The organism is Nocardia sp. KT25-26 (genome assembly GCF_056627695.1).
This window is the reverse complement of record NZ_CM152813.1, coordinates 4,027,634-4,047,703: the sequence shown is the minus strand read 5'-3', so window position 1 is coordinate 4,047,703 and position 20,070 is coordinate 4,027,634. Positions and strand designations below refer to the sequence as shown.

The following is a 20,070-nucleotide window of genomic DNA, read 5'->3' as shown; positions in this document are numbered from 1 at the left end:
GGATCACCGGCCCGGAACGGGCCCGTCGTCCGGCTGCGGCTCGATACTGCCCTCGGCATCGGGCAGCAGCGCGTTCACCGCGTACCGGCCGGCGACCGCATCGGCCGGTAGCGCCTCGACCGCCCGGATCCCGGGCTGTCCGGCCAGTTCGCGCAGTTCGGCCGGGGTGCCGCGGACCACCAGCCCCGCGGTGCAGGCACAGCCGTCGCGGAGCCGGGCCGCGCTCACCCGGGCGACCTCCGCGGCGCGCGGCGTCGCCTGCTGCTGTTCGGTGATCAGGCCGGCCGCCGCGGCCGCCGAGGCGACGGCCGCCGCATCGCCGGCGGGGGTGGCCACCAGCACCACCGGGGTCTGCACCCGCGGGATCGGGACGTGCTGCACCACCCCGGCGATGCGTAGCCCGCCATCGTGTTCCGGGATCTGCTGCGGGGTCAGGTAGCCGGTGAACGACACCAGCGCCCACCGCGGCTCCTCGTCGGCGACGGTGAGCGAGTCGCGGGCGTCGGCCAGATAGTCGGCCACCTGCTCTCCGGGCACCGGGCCGAGCCGATCGGTGCCGATCGGGTCCGGTGGCCGCGGGTTCGCCACACCCAAGGCGACGACGATCGGCACGACGGCCGCCGCGGCTGCCAGGGTCAGCCATCCGCCGGGCCCGAACCGCCGCACCGGGCCGGTGCCGGCGTCCGGCGCGTCCCGGTCCGGCGCTTCACCGGGTGCCGGATCAGCCATCCCGCAGCACGTCCAGGGCGTGTTCCAGATCGGCGGGGTACTCGCTGGTGATCTCCAGCCACCGGCCGTCGGCCGGATGCGCGAAACCGAGCTTGCAGGCATGCAGCCACTGCCGTTCCAGGCCCAGTCGCTGCGCCAGCTTCGGATCGGCTCCGTAGGTCAGATCGCCGCAGCAGGGGTGCCGAACCGCCGAGAAATGCACCCGGATCTGATGGGTGCGGCCGGTTTCCAGGTGGATGTCGAGCAGGCTCGCGGCCCGGAACGCCTCGACCGTGTCGTAGTGGGTGATGCTGGGCCGCCCGTCCGCGGTGACGGCGAACTTCCATTCACCGCCGCGGGCCCGCCCGATCGGCGCATCGATGGTGCCGCTGCTGGGGTCGGGGTGCCCTTGCACCAGTGCGTGATAGCGCTTGTCGACGGTGCGCTGCTTGAACGCCCGCTTGAGCACGGTGTAGGCGTGCTCGGACTGGGCGACCACCATCACTCCGGAGGTGCCGACGTCGAGCCGGTGCACGATGCCCTGCCGTTCGTGCGCACCGGAGGTCGAGATCCGATATCCCATGGCGGCCAGCCCACCGACGACGGTGGGGCCGGACCAGCCGACCCCGGTGTGCGCGGCGACCCCGACCGGCTTGTCCACCGCAACGATGTCGTCGTCGGCGTAGAGGATCTTCATCCCCTCGACCGGGGTGGCCTCCACAACCAGCTCCCGTTTGGGCTCCGGGAACACCACTTCCAGCCAGGCGCCCGCGGTGAGCCGATCGGATTTGCCGGCGGCGACGCCGTCCAGTTCGACGGCGCCCTCCTCGGCGAGGGCGGCGACCGCGGTCCGCGACAGTCCCAGCAGCCGGGCCAGTCCCGCGTCGACCCGCATGCCGTCGAGCCCGTCGGGCACCGGCATCGTCCTGGTTTCCCTCATCGGCCGTGCTCCTCGTCCCCGGCGGTGTTGCTGCGGCCGCTGCGGCTGCCGTCCGGTTCGAACCCGAAAACGGTCAGCACCACCAGCAGCACCGCACCACACACGATGGCCGAATCGGCGACATTGAACACCGGCCACCAGCCGATCGCGACGAAGTCCACCACATGTCCCTGCAACGGCCCGGGCGACCGGAAGATCCGGTCCACCAGGTTGCCGAGTGCGCCACCGAGCACCATGCCCAGGCCGATCGCCCACCACAGCGAGCGCAGGGTCCGGCCGATCCGGATCACGCCGATCACCACTGCCACCGCGATCAGGGTGAGCAGCCAGGTCATGCCGGTGGCCATGGAGAAGGCCGCACCAGGATTGCGGACCAGGCTCAGCCGGGCGAAATCGCCGATGATCGGCACCGGGTCCCCCGGGGTGAGGCGGGCGACGGCCAGTGATTTGGTCAGCAGGTCGAGGGCGAACAGCACCGCTGCCACGGCGAGCAGGGTGTGCAGCCGCCGGGCCCGGGCAGGCACGTCGGGCTCCGCGCCGGTCGCCGCATCGCCGGAGCCGTCGACCGGGTCGGCGGCGGATTCCTCGGTGGCCCGGGCGGCGCTGTTGTCGGTTGGCCGGTCATCACTCACCCGACCATCATCGCTCGAGGGCCCGCCGGGCAGGCGTCGAGGTGGTGCGCATGTCCCAGCTGATCCTCAGGAAGCGGTCGTACCCTGATCGCTGTGACGGTCTTGTGTTCTTCTCGCGTACCCCGATCGGCGCGTCCCGGAATGCTCGTCGTGGCGCTCGTGGTCGGGTTCGCCGCCTTCGGTGCCGGGTGCGCCGAACCGGCGACGCCGCAGGCCGACGCCGAGGGCACCGAGCCGCTCGGGCTCGGCCGGCAGGTCACCGTGCCGATCGCGGCGCCGGTGAGCACGGTGCTCGACGCCGGCGCCGAACCCCGCGAACTGCTGCTCCCGCACTACCCGCCGGGTGTCCGCCAGGACGTGACGCTGCACACCGAGTACCGCATCGAGCAGCAGATCGACCAGGCCCCGGCCCGCGATTTCTCCGCTCCCGCCATGACCATCCCGCTGACCGCGGTGACCGACCGGCAGGGTGTCGGGCTGACGATCGGCGCGGTCACCTCGCCGGACCCGGAACTGGCCGAGGCGTTGACGACCGCCGACGGCTCGCACGCCGGTTTCGATCTGAGTGATCGCGGCGCGATCACCGCCTTGCGCCTCGATCCGTCGCCGGACACCTCGAACGCCGCCCGGGCCGCCCTGGAGCGCGCCTTCTATCAGGCGGTCTATCGGTCCGTCGCGCTGCCGGATCAGCCGATCGGTGTCGGCGCGGTGTGGACCATGCAGCAGAAGGTGACCGGTGGGGTGGATCTCGACCAGGTCACCACGGCGACGCTGGTGGCCCGCGAGGGCAATCGGCTCACCCTGGACCTGCAGATCCAGCAGACCCCGACCGCGCAGGAATGGCCGCTGCCCAACGACGCCGGAATCCTGAACGTGACCGATTACGCGATGGCCGGTTCCGGCACCGTCATCGTCGACCTCGGGCTGCCGCTGCCCGTTTCCGGCAGCGTGGTGGTCGGCGGACATCAGGCCTATTTCGACCCGCGCACCGAGAGCAGCCTCACCCAGGATCTGGACACCCGGGTGACGTGGGGACAGTGATCGGCGGACATACGGTGCTGCGGGGGTCGGTGCTGCTCCTGGGGGCGGTGCTGGCGGTCGGTTGCGCCGGTCCGGAGGTCACGGTGGACGAGCCCGCGCCGGAGCCGTCGGCGTTCGGCGCGCTGGTCCGCGCCGAACCCGGTACGGGTGTCGTGCCGACCGATATCGAGCTGGCGGCCGCGCTGCTCGGCCCCGGTGATCTGCCGGGTGAATTCACCGTGGTCGAACCGGCCGCGGGTGTGTCGCCGATCCCACCGGAAACAGACCCCGGGGAGTGCGCCCAGATCCTGATGCCACTCGCGCAGCAGCGGTCGGGCGCACAGACCGCCGCCGCGGTGCATTTCGCCGGACCGGGTTTCGCCACGATCGATATCGATGCCGCCGGCTATCCGGAATCCGCCCTGTCACCCGCCTTCACCAGCCTGCAACGGCTGCTGCGCCGCTGCACCGAATACCGCACCCCCGCCGCCGGCGCCGAACCGGCCGTCGACTACCGGGTGCTGCCCCTCGACCAGCCCCCGGCCGGGCAGGCCTCGACGGCGTTCCAGATACGCACCGGCAGTGCGGGTGTCATCCTGCATTCGGTGGTGGCCCTGGTGCAGGCCGGGAACACGCTGATCCAGCTGGCGGTCAGCGCACCGGAAGAGGTGGACCCCGGGGTGCTCGCCGATCTCACCGCGGTTCAGGTGGCCCGGTTCACCGGTTGACCGGGCAACACTCAGGCGACGACGATATCTCCGTCGACGACCCGGATCGGGCGTTCGGCGAGGGGCCGCTGCGCGGGACCGTTGGTCACCGCGCCGTTCAGGTCGTACCGGCTGCCGTGGCACGGGCAAGCGAGTGCGGCACCCGCGACCCCGACCTGGCAGCCCGCGTGGGTGCAGGTCCGGTCGAGCCCGCGGAAGACACCGGCCTCCGGCTGGGTGATCAGCGTGCCGTCCACGACCAGGCCGCTGCCGACCGGAACGTCGGCTGCGGGGGCGAGCACTGTGCCCGGCGGCTGGGCCGGCTCCGGTTCGGCACCCGAGCACGCGGACAGCGCGGCGGTGGCGGTGGCCGCACCGGCCCCGGCCAGCACGGTGCGGCGGCCGAACCGGGGCGGCACGGGGTCGGTGGTCATGGTGCCGAGCCTAGCCGGACCGGTCAGCTGCGCGCGATCGCTTCGAAGACGGTGGGGTCGACGAGGGTGGAGGTGTCGCCGAGTTCGCGGCCTTCGGCGATGTCGCGGAGGAGTCGGCGCATGATTTTTCCGGAGCGGGTTTTGGGGAGTTCGGGGACGATGTGGATGTCGCGGGGTCGGGCGATGGGGCTGATTTCGCGGGCGACTTGTTCTTTGAGTTGGTTGGTGAGGTCGGGGGTGTGGGTGTTGTTGCCGGTGGGGATGGCGAAGGCGACGATGGCTTGGCCGGTGGTGGGGTCGGTGGCGCCGACGACGGCGGCTTCGGCGATGGCGGGGTGGGCGACGAGGGCGGATTCGACTTCGGCGGTGGAGATGCGGTGGCCGGAGATGTTCATGACGTCGTCGACGCGGCCGAGGATCCAGAGGTCGCCGTCGGTGTCGAGGGTGGCGCCGTCACCGGCGAAGTACCAGCCTTGTTCGGCGTAGCGTTCCCAGTAGGTGGAGCGGTAGCGGTCCGTGTCGCCCCAGATGCCGCGCAGCATCGACGGCCACGGCCGATCGAGTACCAGGTAGCCGACCACGGGTTCGTCGTCGGTCGGGATGACGGGGTTGCCGTCGTCGTCGACGACCTGGGCGCTGATGCCGGGTAGTGGTGTCATGGCGGCGCCGGGTTTGGTGGCGGTGACGCCGGGGAGGGGGGAGATCATGATGGCGCCGGTTTCGGTTTGCCACCAGGTGTCGACGATGGGGGTGGTGTTGTTGCCGATGACGGTGCGGTACCAGCGCCAGGCTTCGGGGTTGATGGGTTCGCCGACGGAGCCGAGGACCCGCAGTGAGGTGAGGTCGTGGGTGTCGGGGATGTCGCGGCCCCATTTCATGAAGGTGCGGATGAGGGTGGGGGCGGTGTAGTAGATGGTGACGCCGTATTTTTCGATGATCTCGAAGTGGCGGTGTCGGGTGGGAGTGTTGGGGGTGCCTTCGTAGACGACTTGCGTGGCGCGGTTGGCGAGCGGGCCGTAGACGATGTAGGAGTGGCCGGTGACCCAGCCGATGTCGGCGGTGCACCAGTAGATGTCGGTGTCGGGTTTGTGGTCGAAGACGTAGTGGTGGGTGTAGGCGGCTTGGGTGAGGTAGCCGCCGGAGGTGTGCAGGATGCCTTTGGGTTTTCCGGTGGTGCCGGAGGTGTAGAGGATGAACAGGGGGTGTTCGGCTCCGAAGGGTTGGGCGGTGTGCTCGGGTGACGCGGTGGTGACGGTGTCGTGCCACCACAGGTCGCGGCCGTCGGTCATCGGGGTGTCGAGGCCGGTGCGGTCGACGACGAGGACGTGTTCGACGGTGGCGGCGCCGTCGACGGCTTCGTCGACGGCGGTTTTCAGGGGGGTGGGGGTGCCGCGGCGGTATTGGCCGTCGGTGGTGACGACGAGTCGGGCTTGGGCGTCGTCGATGCGTTGGCGTAGTGCGGTGGGGGAGAAGCCGGCGAACACGACGGAGTGGGGCAGGCCGAGGCGGGCGCAGGCGAGCATGGTGATGATGGCTTCGGGGACCATCGGCATGTAGACGGCGACGCGGTCGCCGGGGGTCAGGCCGAGGTCGGTGAAGGTGTTGGCGGCGCGGCAGACTTCGGTGTGCAGGTCGTGGTAGGTGAGGGTGCGGGTGTCGCCGGGTTCGCCTTCCCAGTGGATGGCGATCTGGTTGCCGTGGCCGTCGTGGATGTGGCGGTCGAGGCAGTTGTAGGCGACGTTGAGTTCGCCGTCGTCGAACCATTTCGCGACGGGTGGGTCGGTCCAGTCGAGGACTCGGGTGAAGGGGGTGTGCCAGTGCAGGCGTTTGGCTTGTTCGGCCCAGAAGGCGTCGCGGTCGGCGGTGGCGCGGTCGTAGAGTGAGCCGTTGGCGTTGGCAGCGGCCGCGAACTCCGGCGACGGAGGATAGCCCTGCGCGGCCTGCTGGACGGATTCGGTGACGGCACCGGTCACGGTGGGACTCCTTGTGATGAGGGAAACAGCAACGAAATCAGGATGGTCCCGGGCGGGGGCACGGCCACCCGGGACCATCCGGTCAGTGGGCGATCGCCTTCTCGGCGCCCACGCCGGTCAGCGCCCGCACTTCCATTTCGGCGGCCTTGGCCGGATCCTCCGGGGCGCCCCGCCCCCCGAACAAGGTGCCCGCGATACCCAGCACGAAGGCCAGTGGAATGGACACGATCCCGGGATTGGACAGCGGGAACCAGTGGAAGTCGGCGCCGCTGATCATCGACGTCGGGGTACCCGACACGGCCGGGGAGAACACAATCAGCACCAGCGTCGAGATCAGCCCGCCGTACATGCTCCACAGCGCACCGGTGGTGTTGAACCGCCGCCAGAACAGCGAGTAGACGATGGTCGGCAGGTTGGCCGACGCCGCCACCGCGAATGCCAGCGCCACCAGGAAGGCGATGTTCTGGCCGTTGGCCAGGATGCCGAGCCCGATGGCCAGCACCCCGATCACGACGGCGGTGATCCGGGAGACCCGCACCTGCCGGTGCTCGTCCACCCGGCCCTTCTTGATGACATTGGCGTAGATATCGTGGGCGAACGACGCCGATGCGGTGATCGTGAGTCCGGCCACCACCGCGAGGATGGTGGCGAACGCCACCGCCGAGATGATGCCCAGCAGCAGCACCCCACCCAGTTCGAAGGCCAGCAGCGGGGCCGCAGCGTTCTGGCCGCCTGCGGCGCCGAGGATCCGGTCCGGGCCGACCAGCGCCGCCGCGCCGTAGCCGAGCACCAGGGTGAACAGGTAGAACGCGCCGATCAGGCTGATCGACCACACCACCGAGCGCCGGGCCTCCTTCGCGGTGGGCACCGTGTAGAACCGCATCAGCACATGCGGCAGGCCGGCCGTGCCCAGCACCAGCGCCAGCCCCAGCGACAGGAAGTTCAGTTTCGAGGTGCCGTCGGCGCCGTACAGCGCACCGGGCGCCAGCACATCGCGCGCGGCGACGGTCTCGTTCGCCGACTCGCCGATCGAACTCTGGGCGGCACCGAGGATGCCGGAGAGATCGAAGCCGAACTTCGCCAGCACCATCACCGTCATCAGGGCGGCGCCGGTGATGAGCAGTACGGCCTTGATGATCTGCACCCAGGTGGTGCCCTTCATCCCGCCGACCAGTACGTACACGATCATCAGCGCACCGACCACCGCGATCACGACGGATTGCCCGGCGCGGTCGGAGATGTCGAGCAGCAGTGCCACCAGGCCGCCCGCGCCGGCCATCTGCGCCAGCAGATAGAACAGCGAAACGGTCAGCGTGGTGAGGGCGGCCGCGGTTCGTACCGGGCCCTGTTTCAACCGGAAACTCAGCACATCGGCCATGGTGAATTTGCCGGTGTTGCGCAGCATCTCGGCCACCAGCAGCAGGGCGACCAGCCAGGCCACCAGGAATCCGATGGAGTACAGGAAGCCGTCGTAGCCGTACATCGCGATCGCGCCGGCGATGCCGAGGAAGCTGGCGGCGGACAGGTAGTCACCGGCGATGGCGACCCCGTTCTGCGGTCCGCTGAATCCCCGGCCGCCGGTGAAATAGTCGGCGGCCCCGCTGTTCTTGCGGCCCGCTCGCACGACCACGACCATGGTGATCGCGACGAACAGCAGGAAGATGGAGATATTGGCGACCGGGTTGCCCGCGGTGCTGTCCGACGCCGACAGAATGGTGGTGCTCATGCGGGGCCCTCCTCGAGCTGCTCCCGGATCGCTGCCGCCCGGGGATCGAGCTCACGATCGGCGAAACGGACGTAGGCCCAGGTGATCAGGAAGGTCGAGACGAATTGTCCCAGGCCGAGCAACAGACCGATATTGATGTTTCCGGCCACCTTCGTGGCCATGAAGTCGGGTGCGTAGGTGCTCAGCAGCACGTAGCACAGGTACCAGCACAGGAACAGTGCGGTCATCGGGAACACGAACCGGCGCAGCCGGGTTCGCAACTCCTGGAACTGCGGACTGGCCTGTGCGGCGAGGAATTCCGCGGCGCTCGGCCCGCGCCGGTCGGGCGCGTCGTCGAGATCGGTTTCGGTCATGCCTGGGTCCTAGCGTGAGTGGATCAGCAGTTCCTCGACGGTATGACCCCGGACACTGTGAGCCACCGGTGTGTGTCGGGTCACTCGGCGAACCGGGCCGCCGGTGCGGTGAACGGTCGGTGCTGCGCGACGAACGGTCGGCTCAGCGGTGCCGTCCGGTCCGGTCGGCGGGCTCGCGATCGGTGCCGAAGCCGAGCCGTTCCGGTGCGTGCATCCGGACGAAGGCGCGGGTGATGTCGGCCCGTTCCGGCCGCCTGGTCGACAGGCTCACCACGATGGTGACCGCGAACGCCAGCGGGACGCTGACCGCCGCCGGGGCGCCGACGATCGCCGCCGGCCAGCCACCGTCCGGCCCCGCGAAGCCACCCAGTACCGAGACGATCGTGGCACCGCCGGCGGCGCAGCCACCGGCCAGCATCCCGGCCGCCGCACCCGCCACGGTCAGACCGCGCCACCAGATGCCCAGCAGCAGGAGCGGGCACAGCGTGGACGCGGCCACCGAGAAGGCCAGGGCCACGGTGCGGGACAGGTCCAGGGAGGTGACCAGGGGCGCCGCGAGCAGCGGGACGATCCCGGCCGCCAGCGCAGCCACTCGGAAATCCCGGATCCGGCCACGCAGGACATCGGTGCTCAGGACACCGGCGAGGCTGACCAGCAGTCCCGACGAGGTGGACAGGAATGCCGCGATCGCGCCGGCCGCGGCCAGGGCGGTGAGCAGTTGCCCGGCCGGCCCGGACAGCACCGCACCGGGCAGCAGCACGACGGCCGCATCGGAGTTACCGGTGATCAGCAGCTGCGGAACGGACAACCTGGCGAAGACGCCGAGCAGCACCGGGAACAGATAGAAGACAGCCACCAGGCCGATCACCGCCCGCGCCGTGGCCCGGGCGGCTCGGCCGTCCGGGTTGGTGTAGAAGCGCACCAGCACATGCGGTAACCCCATGGTGCCGAGAAATGTGGCCACGATCAGGGAGAGCACCTGATAGGTCGGATGGTCGCCGCCGAAACCACCGCCGGCCCGGGCCCAGTCGGCGCCGGTCGCCGGGGCGCCGGCCACTACCGGCACCGCCGAACCGGCAGCCAGTTCCAGGGTGGTGCCGGCCGCGAGTTCGTGGTCGCCGGGGGTGAGCCGGATCCGGCCGTCGTGCGGACGGCCGTCCAGCATCCCGGAGACGGTCACCGGCAGTGGTGCGTCCACGCGCACCACCACGTCGGTGGTGATGTCGACGGTGGTGCGCTCGGTGACGGTGGGCGGCACCGGCCCGGCCACCGGCTCCGGTGCCGCGAGGAAATGCCAGCCCAGGACCAGCGCGGGAACCGCTACGGCGGTCAGTTTCAGCCAGTACTGGAAGGCCTGTACCAGGGTCACCGATCGCATCCCACCGGCGACCACATTGGCCAGCACGATGCCGCCGACCGACGCCGCGCCCACCCACTCGGGCACCCCGAGCAGCAGCCGCAGGGTCAGCCCGGCGCCCTGGAACTGCGGGATCAGATAGATCGCGCAGACCAGCACCACCAGCGCGGCCGACAGGCGCCGCAGTCGCGGTGACCCCAGCCGGAACTCGGCGAAATCCGGGACCGTGTACGCGCCCGATCGGCGCAACGGTGCGGCCACGAACATCAGCAGGCCCAGGTAGCCCGCAGTGAACCCGACCGGATACCACAGGGCGTCGGCACCGTACTTGGCGATCAGGCCGGCCACCCCGAGGAACGAGGCTGCCGACAGGTACTCCCCGGAGATCGCCGCGGCGTTCCAGCGCGGCCCGACACTGCGCGAGGCCACCAGGAAATCGGAGGTGGTCCGCGCGACCCGGACCCCGTAGAGGCCGATACCGAGCGTCGCCGCGGCCACCAGCAGCAGCGCGGCGACTGTCGGCACCACGGTGGCACCCGCCGAGGTGGTCACGGTGTCATTCCCCGGCCAGCTCGAGGAAGTCGTCCTCGTTGCGTTGTGCCAGCCGGACGAAGCCCCGGCCGACGAGATAGATCAGCAGCGGTGCACCGAGCCCCAATATCAGCCAGGGTGCCGCGACCCCGGCGATCCGGAACTCGGCCACCGCATCGATGCCGAACAGCAGCGGCAGCGAGCCGAGCGGCACCACCACCGCCAGGGTCAGCCGCAGCGCCAGGCCCAGCTGGGCGCGGATCAGCCCACCGACGAATGCGGTGCCCAATTCGGTCTGGTCGGCGACCTCGCGGCGGGTCCGGGCGGGCCGGGCGCCACGGCGTTCGGCGAGGACCACCCGTTGCCGGGGCGGGCGCGGTGGTCCGATCATCGCCGACTCCACCGGCGGCGCGGACCGTGCACGAGTTGCTGTTTCAGTTCGCGGACCTGACGCCGGCTCACCGGCAGCTCGACCGGCTCGGCCCGGCCGTCGCCCCGCAGGCAGACCACCGTCGCCGCGCCCTCGTTGCGCAGGCCGGTCACCAGCCGCAACGCCACCAGATAGGAGCGGTGCACCCGGAAGAACCCGGCATCGCGCCATCTGGTCTCCAGTGCGGCCAGCGGGATCCGCACCAGATGCGCACCGGAGCGGGTGTGCAGCCGGGCGTAGTCGCCGTCGGCCGCCACCCAGGCCACCTCGGACCGGTGCACCAGGGTGGTGACTCCGGCCAGCTCCACCGGGATCACCTCGTCCGGGGCGGCGGACGGTGCCGGCCCCGGGGAGCCGGCGGCCGTGGCCGGCTCGGCGCGGGGATCACGGACGCCGATCCGCCGGACCGCCTCGGCGAGCCGTTCGCTGCGCAACGGTTTCAGTAGATAGTCGACCGCGCCGAGGTCGAAGGCCGCCACGGCCCGGTCGTCGTGCGCGGTCACGAACACCACCGCTGGGGGATCCGCGAAGGCCGCCAGGATCCCGGCCAGTTCCAATCCGTCCAGGCCGGGCATGTTGATATCCAGGAAGACCGCATCGATCGGCCGGTCCCGCAGGATGCGCAGGGCGTCGGCAGCATCCGGGGCCGGGTGCACGAGCCCGACCGCCGACTGTTCGCGCAGCAGGAAGACGAGTTCGTCGAGTGCGGGTTTCTCGTCGTCCACGGCCAGCACCTCAAGCATGCCGGCCCCTCTCGTGTCCTGCGTCACAGCGGACTCATGGTATCCGCCGCGTCGGCGTTCCGGTGCCGGTGGTGGTCACGGCCGGATCCCGGTCCGGAATTTCGGGATCCGCATGCTGACCTTGGTACCGGCGCCGGGCGCGGTGTCCACGACCAGGCCGTAGTCGTTGCCGAAGGCGGCCCGCAGCCGGTCGTCGACATTGGCCAGTCCGATATGGGCGGCCTCGCCGGTGCCGGATCCGGTGGCCACCGCATCCAGCGTGCCGGATCGCAAGAGCTCCGGGTCCATGCCGGTGCCGTCGTCCTCGACGCTGATCAGGCAGTCGGTGCCGGCATCGGCGGCGACGATATCGATCGTGCCGCCCCGCCCGGCCAGTCCGTGCCGCACGGCGTTCTCCACCAGCGGCTGCAACGCCAGGAAGGGCAGCACCACCGGCAGCACCTCCGGGGCGATCTGCAGCCGCACCGCGAGGCGGTCGCCGAACCGGGCCCGTTCCAGCGCCAGATAGCGCTCGATGTTGCGCAGTTCGTCGGCCAGCACCGTGTACTCGCCGGTGGTGCGGAACGAATAGCGGGTGAAGTCGGCGAACTCCAGGATCAGCTCGCGGGCCCGGGCCGGATCCGTCCGCACGAACGAGGCGATGGTGTTCAACGCGTTGTAGATGAAGTGCGGGCTGATCTGGGCCCGCAGCGCCCGGACCTCGGCCCGGTCCAGCCGGGCCCGGGAGGCGTCGAGGTCGGCCAGTTCCAGCTGTCCGGCCGCATAGCGGGCCACCTCGGCGGCCGCACCCAGCGTGCCCGGTCCGGGCCGTTCCGGCGTGACCACACCCAGCGCGCCGACCGGCGCACCCTGCTCGAGCAGCAACGGCACCGCGATCAGGCTGCCGTGCGTGCCGTCGACCAGGATCGGCCGCTGCTCGTCCAGCGACCGCCGGGCCGCCGCCGCCAGCTCGTCGGCGAGATCGGTGCGCGGCCCGGCCCAGGCCAGCGGCTGCGCCTCGGCGTCGGTGACGCCCAGTGCGGTGGCCGAGGCCAGTGTCCGCAGATGCGGCGCGGCCTCCCGGGCCGATGCCGCCGAGAGCCCGCGGCGCAGCGGGACGGCGGCCAGGGCCGCGGTATGCAGTACCTGATGTGCGGCCCGCTGGGCCGGGGTGGTCACCCGGCGCTGGGTGCGCCGCCACACCGGAACTGCGACGACGAGCACCGCGAGCACGGCGGCGGCCACCACCACCCAGGCCGGCACGGTGCCACCGGATATCGACATGGTCCGATTATCGCCGTCGTCCGACACGCCGAGGCCCGGACGACACCCCCGGCCGGGTTCGTGGCGATGCCGGCAATGTCGGCGGCAACCCATAGAATCGCGGGGCCAACCCTCGCCGACACCTTGGGAGGAAGAACGTCTTGGCCGGATCGTTCGTTCACCTGCACAACCACACCGAGTACTCGATGCTCGACGGTGCGGCGAAGATATCGCCGCTGTTCGCGGAGGCGAACCGGCTCGGCATGACGGCCGTCGGCATGACCGACCACGGCAACATGTACGGCGCGTCGGAGTTCTACAACTCGGCGGTCGCGGCCGGGGTGAAGCCGATCATCGGCATCGAGGCCTATATCGCGCCCGGTTCCCGGTTCGACACCAAACGGATCAAATGGGGTGATCCGAGCCAGAAGGGTGACGACGTCTCCGGTTCGGGTGCCTACACCCATATGACGATGGTCGCGGAGACCGCGGCCGGGCTGCGTAACCTGTTCAAGCTGTCCTCGCTCGCCTCCATCGAGGGCCAGCTCGGCAAATGGGCGCGGATGGACGAAGAGATCATCGCGCAGCACGCCGAGGGCATCATCGCCACCACCGGCTGCCCCTCCGGTGAGGTGCAGACCCGGTTGCGCCTCGGGCACGACCGGGAGGCCCTGGAGGCGGCCGCGAAGTGGCAGGAGATCTTCGGCAAGGACAACTTCTTCCTCGAGGTGATGGACCACGGCCTGTCCATCGAACGCCGGGTCCGGGAAGGGCTGCTCGACATCGGCAAGCAGCTCGGTATCCCGCCGCTGGCCACCAACGACTGCCACTATGTGCACGAATCGGAGTCGACCAACCACGAGGCACTGCTGTGCGTGCAGACCGGCAAGACGCTCTCGGACCCGAACCGGTTCAAGTTCGGCGGGTCCGGCTACTACCTCAAGAGCGCCGACGAGATGCGGGCGCTCTGGGACGCCGAGGTGCCCGGCGCCTGTGACAACACCGTGCTGATCGGCGAGCGGGTGCAGTCCTACGAGGAGATCTGGACCCACCGCGACCGGATGCCGATCTTCCCGGTGCCCGAGGGCGAAACCCAGGCCAGCTGGCTGCGCAAGGAGGTCATGCGCGGCCTGGAGCGCCGCTTCCCCGCCGGGGTGCCGCGCGAGTACGTCGACCGGGCCGAGTTCGAGCTCGGCGTGATCATCGAAATGGGTTTTCCCGCTTACTTCCTGGTCGTCGGCGACCTCATCGGCCACGCACACGAGGTCGGCATCCGGGTCGGTCCCGGGCGTGGTTCGGCGGCCGGTTCGCTGGTCGCGTTCGCGATGGGGATCACCAACATCGATCCGATCCCGCACGGGCTGCTGTTCGAGCGGTTCCTGAATCCCGAGCGCGTGTCGATGCCCGATATCGATATCGACTTCGACGATCGCCGCCGCGGTGAGATGGTCCGCTACGCCACCGACAAATGGGGTAGCGACCGGGTCGCCCAGGTGATCACCTTCGGTACCATTAAAACCAAGGCCGCGCTGAAGGATTCGGCCCGCGTCCAGTTCGGCCAGCCGGGTTTCGCGATCGCCGACCAGATCTCCAAGGCGCTGCCGCCGCCGATCATGGCGAAGGACATTCCGCTGTCGGGGATCATGGATCCCGAACACGAGCGGTACAAGGAAGCCACCGAGGTCCGCGAGCTGATCGGCTCAAACCCCGATGTCGCCAAGATCTACGAGACGGCTCGCGGCCTGGAGGGCCTGATCCGCAATGCGGGTGTGCACGCCTGCGCGGTCATCATGTCCTCGGAGCCGCTCACCGACGCGATCCCGGTGTGGAAACGAGCCCAGGACGGCGCGATCATCACCGGCTGGGACTATCCGTCGTGTGAGGCCATCGGCCTGCTCAAAATGGACTTCCTGGGCCTGCGCAACCTCACCGTCATCGGTGACGCGCTGGACAACATCAAGGCCAACCGCGGCCTCGATCTCGATATGGACAACCTGCCGCTCGACGATCCGCCCACCTACGAACTGCTCTCCCGCGGTGACACCCTGGGCGTGTTCCAGCTCGACGGCAGTGCGATGCGCGACCTGCTGCGCCGCATGCAGCCGACCGGCTTCGAAGACATCGTCGCGGTACTGGCGCTGTACCGGCCCGGCCCGATGGGCATGAACGCCCACAACGACTACGCCGACCGCAAGAACGGGCGGCAAGAGGTCAAGCCGATCCATCCGGAACTCGAGGAACCCCTGAAGGAGATCCTGGCCGACACCTTCGGCCTGATCGTCTATCAGGAGCAGATCATGCAGATCGCGCAGAAGGTCGCCGGGTATTCGCTCGGCCGAGCCGATATCCTGCGCCGCGCCATGGGCAAGAAGAAGGCCGAGGTCCTGGAAGCCGAATTCGAGGGCTTCGAAAAGGGCATGCAGGACAACGGCTACTCCAAGGCGGCCATCAAGGCGCTGTGGGACACCATCCTCCCGTTCGCCGGGTACGCATTCAACAAGTCGCACGCCGCCGGGTACGGGCTGGTGTCCTTCTGGACCGCCTACCTGAAGGCCAACTACCCGGCCGAGTACATGGCCGGCCTGCTCACCTCCGTCGGCGACGACAAGGACAAGGCTGCGATCTACCTGTCGGACTGCCGCAAACTGGGCATCACCGTACTGCCGCCGGATGTCAACGAGTCGGAGGTCAACTTCGCCTCGGTGGGCACCGACATCCGGTTCGGCCTGGGCGCGGTCCGCAATGTCGGCACCAATGTGGTCTCCGCGATCATCGCCGCCCGCAAGGAGAAGTCGAAGTTCACCGACTTCTCCGACTACCTGAACAAGATCGACGCCGTGGCCTGCACCAAGAAGGTCACCGAATCGCTCATCAAGGCCGGCGGATTCGATTCGCTCGGACATCCGCGCAAGGGCCTGATGCTGGTGCATTCGGATGCGATCGACGCGGTGATGGCGACCAAGAAGGCCGAGGCGGTCGGCCAGTTCGATCTGTTCGGCGGGGTGGACGCCGACGAATCGGTGTCCTCGGTGTTCGACGTGAAGGTGCCCGACGAGGAATGGGACACCAAGCACAAGCTGGCGCTGGAACGCGAGATGCTCGGCCTGTACGTCTCCGGGCACCCGCTCAACGGTGTCGAGCATGTGCTGGCCGCGCAGATCGATACGCCCATCCCGGCCATCCTTGAGGGTGAGGTCAAGGACGGCGCCCAGGTGACCATCGGCGGCATCCTCGCCTCGGTGAACCGCCGGATCAACAAGAACGGTCTGGCCTGGGCGTCGGTGCAGTTGGAGGACCTCACAGGTGGGGTCGAGGTGCTGTTCTTCCCGCAGGCGTACTCGGTGTACGGCATGGATGTCGTCGAGGATGCCGTCGTGCTGATCAAGGCCCGGGTCTCGGTGCGGGACGACCGGATCTCGCTGATCGCCAACGATCTCGCCGTTCCGGACCTGTCGTCGATCGGTGTGGCCAAACCGCTGTCGGTCACCATGACCACGCGGATGTGCACCCCGGACAAGATCAGCGAGCTCAAGAAGGTGCTGAACCGGCATCCCGGCACCTCCGACGTGCATGTCCGGCATGTCGGTGCCCGGGAGAAGACCACCCTGCTCAAACTGGACGACGGCTGGCGGGTGTCGCCGTCGTCGGCGTTGTTCGGCGACCTGAAGGCGCTGCTCGGCCCGGGATGCCTCACCGGGTGAGTCCGGGCCGCCCCGGCCGTGGGCCGGTCAGGCGACCGCAACGCCGAGTGACAGGGCGACCAGGAATCGGGGCCCCTCGCCGTAGAACACGTCGATATCGCGGACGGTGAATCCGGCTTCCTCGATCAGCCCGCGGATATCGCGATCGAGGTGGCAGCCGCCGGCGATCCGCTTCTGCACCGGAGTGAGCCGGTGCTGCCACCTGCGGACCCCGGCATCGGCCGCCGGCGCGAGTCCGTGTTCCACGAAATGCAGGGTGCCGCCGGGTTTCAGCACCCGTCGCACCTCGGCCAGGGCGGTGGCCACATCCGGGATGGTGCACAACGTCCAGGTGGACAGCGCGCTGTCGAAACTGTCATCGGGAAACGGCAGTGCCTGCCCGTCCAGTCCGGATCGTTCGACCGGAACCCGGGCGTCCGCCAGGCGTTTTCCCGCGAGCCGCCATCCGAGATCGGCCGGCTCGACGGCGCAGACCGAGGTCACCGCGTCCGGGTAGAACGGCACATTCAACCCGGACCCGAACCCGATCTCCACCATCCGGCCGGACAAACCGGCGCATACCCGTTCCCGCAGCGGGCGGAGCGGTTCGATCCCGCAGGTCAGATTCACCAGCCGCGGCACCACATGATCGTCGTAGACACCCACGACACCACTGTGGCACCAGGGCCGCAGCAGGGTTGCCGATTTCACCCACTCGGCTGTCCCGACTGCCCGGAATCATCATTCAGCGCCGAAAAGTGGGTGGATTCGGCAATCGATCTGCGGTCGTCGCATGTCCGGGGTGGACAGGATAGCGTTGGCGGGCGTGGATGTGGCGGACGTCCGGACGGCGGGCGCGGAACGAGAACCGGCTGCACCCGTTCGGACGGGGCGGCGGGTGCTGTGTGCAGCCCTGGGCCTGATCGCGGGACAGCTGCTGCTGCGCGGGTGGGTGGCCGGGTCCGGCTACTTCTACTGGGACGATCTGGTCCTCACCGGGCGGGCCGCCACGGTCCCGCTGTGGTCCGCGGAGCTGCTGTGGTACAGCCACGACGGGCACTTCATGCCGCTGGTGTTCGCCACCGCCTGGCTGGTCACCGAGGTCGCGCCGCTGAGCTGGCCGGCCGCGGCCGCCACCGCGCTGGTATGGCAGGCGATCGCCGCGGTCGCGGTGTTGCGGCTGCTGCTGGTTCTGCTCGGACCCCGGTGGCGGCTGCTCGTGCCATTGGCCCTGTACCTGCTGGTACCACTGGGCCTGCCCGCATTCGCCTGGTGGACCGCTGCGCTGAATACGCTTCCGATGCAGGCGGCGATGGCCTGGGTGAGTGCCGACGTACTGCGCATGATCGGCACCGGACGGCGCCGGTACGCCGGATCGGCGGCGGCGGTACTCGCGGTGGCGCTGCTGTCGTTCGAGAAGGCGGTGCTGGTGGTGCCGTTCGCCTTCGTGGTGGCCGTGCTGGTCCGGTACGTCGACGGCACGAGCGGACCGATCCGCGCGGTGGCGAACCGGGCCGCCGCGCTGTGGGCGTCATGCGGGGTCGTCGTGCTCGCCTGGGCCGCCGGCTATCTGCTGGTGGCCCAGCGACCGCCGGCCGCCGCGGATGGGGCCCCGGGGCTCGGTGAACTGCTGCACAGCGCCACCTCGCTGAGCCTGGTTCCGGCCTTGTTCGGCGGCCCGTGGCAGTGGGAGCGCTGGCTGCCGGCGACGCCGTGGGCGGACCCGCCGGCCTGGGCGGTGGTGGCGTGCTGGACCGCGCTCGGCGTTCTCGTCGTGGCAACGATGCGGTGGCGGCGGCGGGTCGGCGTCGTCTGGGCGGCCGCGGCGATGTATGCCCTGCCGGCGCTGCTCCCGGTGCTGGTGCTGCGTTCCGGGCCGGGCACCGCGCCGGAGTTGGTGCAGTCACTGCGGTACTACGCCGACGTCGCCGTGCCGGCCGCCGTCGGGTGCGCCTTGATCCTGCGTGCCGCGCCGCGCCGGGCGGTCCGGCGCCCGGAAGCCGTGGCCTGTCTGGCCCTCGCAGTGGTGTGCTGCGCCGGGAGTATCTGGTCGACGGTGACCTTCACCCGGTCGTGGTCGGTGAGCCCGGCCCGGACGTACCTGACCGGAGTACAGGCGGAACTGGCCGCCTGGGACGGCGACCCGCTGCTCGGACAGGAGGTGCCGTGGCAGGTTCTCAATCCGCTCACCTACCCGCAGAACCGGGCGGAACAGGTCCTCGCCCCGATCGCACCGCCGGGCCTGTTCGCCGATTCCACGCCACGGTTGCGGATGATCGCCCCGGACGGCCGGTTCGTCCCGGCGCAGGTGTGGTGGAACCGCAGCATCGTCGCCGGTCCGGAACCCGGCTGTGGCCACCGGCTCACCGGCGCCTCGCTGCGGCTGCCTCTGGACGGCCCGATGGCGATGCGGTCCTGGACGGCGCAGCTCAACTATCTGGCCGACCGGGACGGCCGGATCGCAGTGTCCTTCGACGGCGGCCGGGAAGTTCAGGTACCCGTCCGTGCCGGGCTCCACCCGGTGTTCGTCCGGCTGCTCGGCAGCGGTGACACGCTTCGTATCCGGTCGCTCACCCCGGACCTGGACCTGTGCGTAGGTGCCGGTCCGGTCGGGGTGGCCGCCTTCGAATAGCGTCGCGCCGGTCCGGTCGGTGCCGAAGTCTTCCCCGCGTCCGCCGACTCTGGTAGAACGTGTTCTAGTAGTCCGGCGAAGCAGGAGGCCGATCGTGCGCCACGGGATCGTGTTGTTCACCAGTGACCGGGGAATCACTCCGGCGGATGCCGCGCGGGCAGCGGAAGCGGCCGGGCTCGATGCGCTCTATGTCCCCGAGCACACCCATATTCCGGTCGCGCGCACCGCGGCGCATCCGCAGACCGGGGATGCCACCCTGCCCGACGACCGCTATATGCGCACCCTCGATCCGTGGGTGGCACTGGCCACCGCCGCGGCCGTGACCGAGCGGATCACCCTGTCGACCGCGGTGGCACTGCCCGCCGAGCACCATCCGATCACGCTCGCCAAGACCATCGCCTCACTGGATCATCTGTCCGGCGGCCGGGTCGAGCTCGGTGTCGGGTTCGGCTGGAACACCGACGAACTCGCCGATCACGGGGTCCCGGCAGGTAAACGGCGCACCGTGCTCCGCGAACACCTCGAGGCGATGCGGGCCGTCTGGACCGAGGAAGAAGCGCAATACCACGGCGAGTTCGTGCAGTTCGGCCCGTCCTGGTCGTGGCCGAAACCCGTCGGCCGGGTGCCGGTGCTGCTGGGTGCGGCCGGTACCGAGAAGAGCTTCGGCTGGCTGGCCCGGCAGGCCGACGGCTGGATCACCACGCCCGGCGAAGACGACCTCGGTGCCAAGATCGAACTACTGCACCGGGTCTGGGCGGAACACGGCCGGTCGGGCAGTCCCCGGGTGATTGCGCTCGCGGGGCGATACGACGCCGGTCGGCTGGCGAAGTGGGCGGATGCGGGGGTCACCGAGACGGTCTTCGGTCTCCCGGACCGGGATTCGGCGACGGTGCGTGGCTATATCGAACGCCTCGGACGCGATGTCGAACGCGCCGGAGTGCCGGGCTGACGGCAGCCGCAGC

General features: G+C 69.9%; 17 protein-coding genes. 5 read left to right on the top strand and 12 right to left on the bottom strand.

The features are described 5' to 3' along the window. Positions 1-3: 3 nt before the first annotated feature. From AC1HFH_RS18470 to lspA, 3 genes are read right to left on the bottom strand one after another with little or no spacing between them, the layout of a single operon-like run. A complete protein-coding gene (locus AC1HFH_RS18470; protein WP_480244040.1) occupies positions 4-729 on the bottom strand; it encodes a hypothetical protein in 726 nt (241 codons plus the stop codon). Then, a complete protein-coding gene (locus AC1HFH_RS18465; protein ID WP_480244039.1) occupies positions 722-1,648 on the bottom strand; it encodes an RluA family pseudouridine synthase in 927 nt (308 codons plus the stop codon). Before AC1HFH_RS18465 ends, AC1HFH_RS18470 begins: the two co-directional genes overlap by 8 nt. After that, positions 1,645-2,280 carry a signal peptidase II gene (lspA, locus tag AC1HFH_RS18460; RefSeq protein ID WP_480244038.1) on the bottom strand — a complete coding sequence of 212 codons (636 nt, stop codon included), beginning with the start codon at positions 2,278-2,280 and terminating at the stop codon, positions 1,645-1,647. Before lspA ends, AC1HFH_RS18465 begins: the two co-directional genes overlap by 4 nt. A gap of 141 nt (positions 2,281-2,421) precedes the next feature. Here lspA and AC1HFH_RS18455 point away from each other — a divergent pair, with 141 nt between their 5' ends. Both AC1HFH_RS18455 and AC1HFH_RS18450 read left to right on the top strand, forming a co-directional pair. After that, positions 2,422-3,321: a hypothetical protein gene (locus AC1HFH_RS18455; protein ID WP_480244037.1), complete on the top strand. Its 900-nt coding sequence runs from the start codon at positions 2,422-2,424 to the stop codon at positions 3,319-3,321. Continuing rightward, positions 3,309-4,028, top strand: a complete 720-nt coding sequence (locus AC1HFH_RS18450; protein WP_480244036.1) for a hypothetical protein — start codon at positions 3,309-3,311, stop codon at positions 4,026-4,028. Before AC1HFH_RS18455 ends, AC1HFH_RS18450 begins: the two co-directional genes overlap by 13 nt. Positions 4,029-4,039: 11 nt before the next feature. Here the strand turns inward: AC1HFH_RS18450 and AC1HFH_RS18445 are convergent, their stop codons facing one another. The 8 genes from AC1HFH_RS18445 to AC1HFH_RS18410 all read right to left on the bottom strand — a co-directional run bounded on the left by AC1HFH_RS18445 (position 4,040) and on the right by AC1HFH_RS18410 (position 12,817). Beyond that, complete coding sequence (locus AC1HFH_RS18445) at positions 4,040-4,441, bottom strand: QcrA and Rieske domain-containing protein (RefSeq protein WP_480244035.1); 402 nt, start codon at positions 4,439-4,441, stop codon at positions 4,040-4,042. A gap of 23 nt (positions 4,442-4,464) precedes the next feature. Further along, positions 4,465-6,414: an acetate--CoA ligase gene (acs, locus tag AC1HFH_RS18440; RefSeq protein ID WP_480244034.1), complete on the bottom strand. Its 1,950-nt coding sequence runs from the start codon at positions 6,412-6,414 to the stop codon at positions 4,465-4,467. A gap of 82 nt (positions 6,415-6,496) precedes the next feature. After that, the gene (locus AC1HFH_RS18435) at positions 6,497-8,140 is read right to left on the bottom strand and encodes a solute symporter family protein (protein WP_480244033.1); all 1,644 of its coding nucleotides are present in this window, start codon (positions 8,138-8,140) and stop codon (positions 6,497-6,499) included. Next, positions 8,137-8,493, bottom strand: a complete 357-nt coding sequence (locus AC1HFH_RS18430) for a DUF485 domain-containing protein (protein WP_480244032.1) — start codon at positions 8,491-8,493, stop codon at positions 8,137-8,139. Before AC1HFH_RS18430 ends, AC1HFH_RS18435 begins: the two co-directional genes overlap by 4 nt. A 142-nt stretch (positions 8,494-8,635) precedes the next feature. Then, positions 8,636-10,402, bottom strand: a complete 1,767-nt coding sequence (locus AC1HFH_RS18425) for a sodium/solute symporter (protein WP_480244031.1) — start codon at positions 10,400-10,402, stop codon at positions 8,636-8,638. 4 nt (positions 10,403-10,406) lie between these two features. Beyond that, positions 10,407-10,772, bottom strand: a complete 366-nt coding sequence (locus AC1HFH_RS18420) for a hypothetical protein (protein ID WP_480244030.1) — start codon at positions 10,770-10,772, stop codon at positions 10,407-10,409. Continuing rightward, on the bottom strand, positions 10,769-11,554 hold the full coding sequence (locus AC1HFH_RS18415; protein WP_480244029.1) for a LytR/AlgR family response regulator transcription factor: 786 nt from the start codon (positions 11,552-11,554) through the stop codon (positions 10,769-10,771). Before AC1HFH_RS18415 ends, AC1HFH_RS18420 begins: the two co-directional genes overlap by 4 nt. 75 nt (positions 11,555-11,629) lie before the next feature. Further along, complete coding sequence (locus AC1HFH_RS18410) at positions 11,630-12,817, bottom strand: sensor histidine kinase (protein ID WP_480244028.1); 1,188 nt, start codon at positions 12,815-12,817, stop codon at positions 11,630-11,632. 140 nt (positions 12,818-12,957) lie between these two features. Here AC1HFH_RS18410 and dnaE point away from each other — a divergent pair, with 140 nt between their 5' ends. Next, positions 12,958-16,497 carry a DNA polymerase III subunit alpha gene (dnaE, locus tag AC1HFH_RS18405; protein WP_480244027.1) on the top strand — a complete coding sequence of 1,180 codons (3,540 nt, stop codon included), beginning with the start codon at positions 12,958-12,960 and terminating at the stop codon, positions 16,495-16,497. Between the two features lie 27 nt (positions 16,498-16,524). Here the strand turns inward: dnaE and AC1HFH_RS18400 are convergent, their stop codons facing one another. Further along, positions 16,525-17,142, bottom strand: a complete 618-nt coding sequence (locus tag AC1HFH_RS18400) for a class I SAM-dependent methyltransferase (RefSeq protein WP_480244026.1) — start codon at positions 17,140-17,142, stop codon at positions 16,525-16,527. 136 nt (positions 17,143-17,278) lie between these two features. On the opposite strand from AC1HFH_RS18400, the gene AC1HFH_RS18395 reads away from it, so the two are divergent. Beyond that, a complete protein-coding gene (locus AC1HFH_RS18395) occupies positions 17,279-19,108 on the top strand; it encodes a hypothetical protein (protein ID WP_480244025.1) in 1,830 nt (609 codons plus the stop codon). 94 nt (positions 19,109-19,202) lie between these two features. Further along, on the top strand, positions 19,203-20,057 hold the full coding sequence (locus tag AC1HFH_RS18390) for a TIGR03619 family F420-dependent LLM class oxidoreductase (RefSeq protein WP_480244024.1): 855 nt from the start codon (positions 19,203-19,205) through the stop codon (positions 20,055-20,057). Positions 20,058-20,070 lie beyond the last annotated feature (13 nt).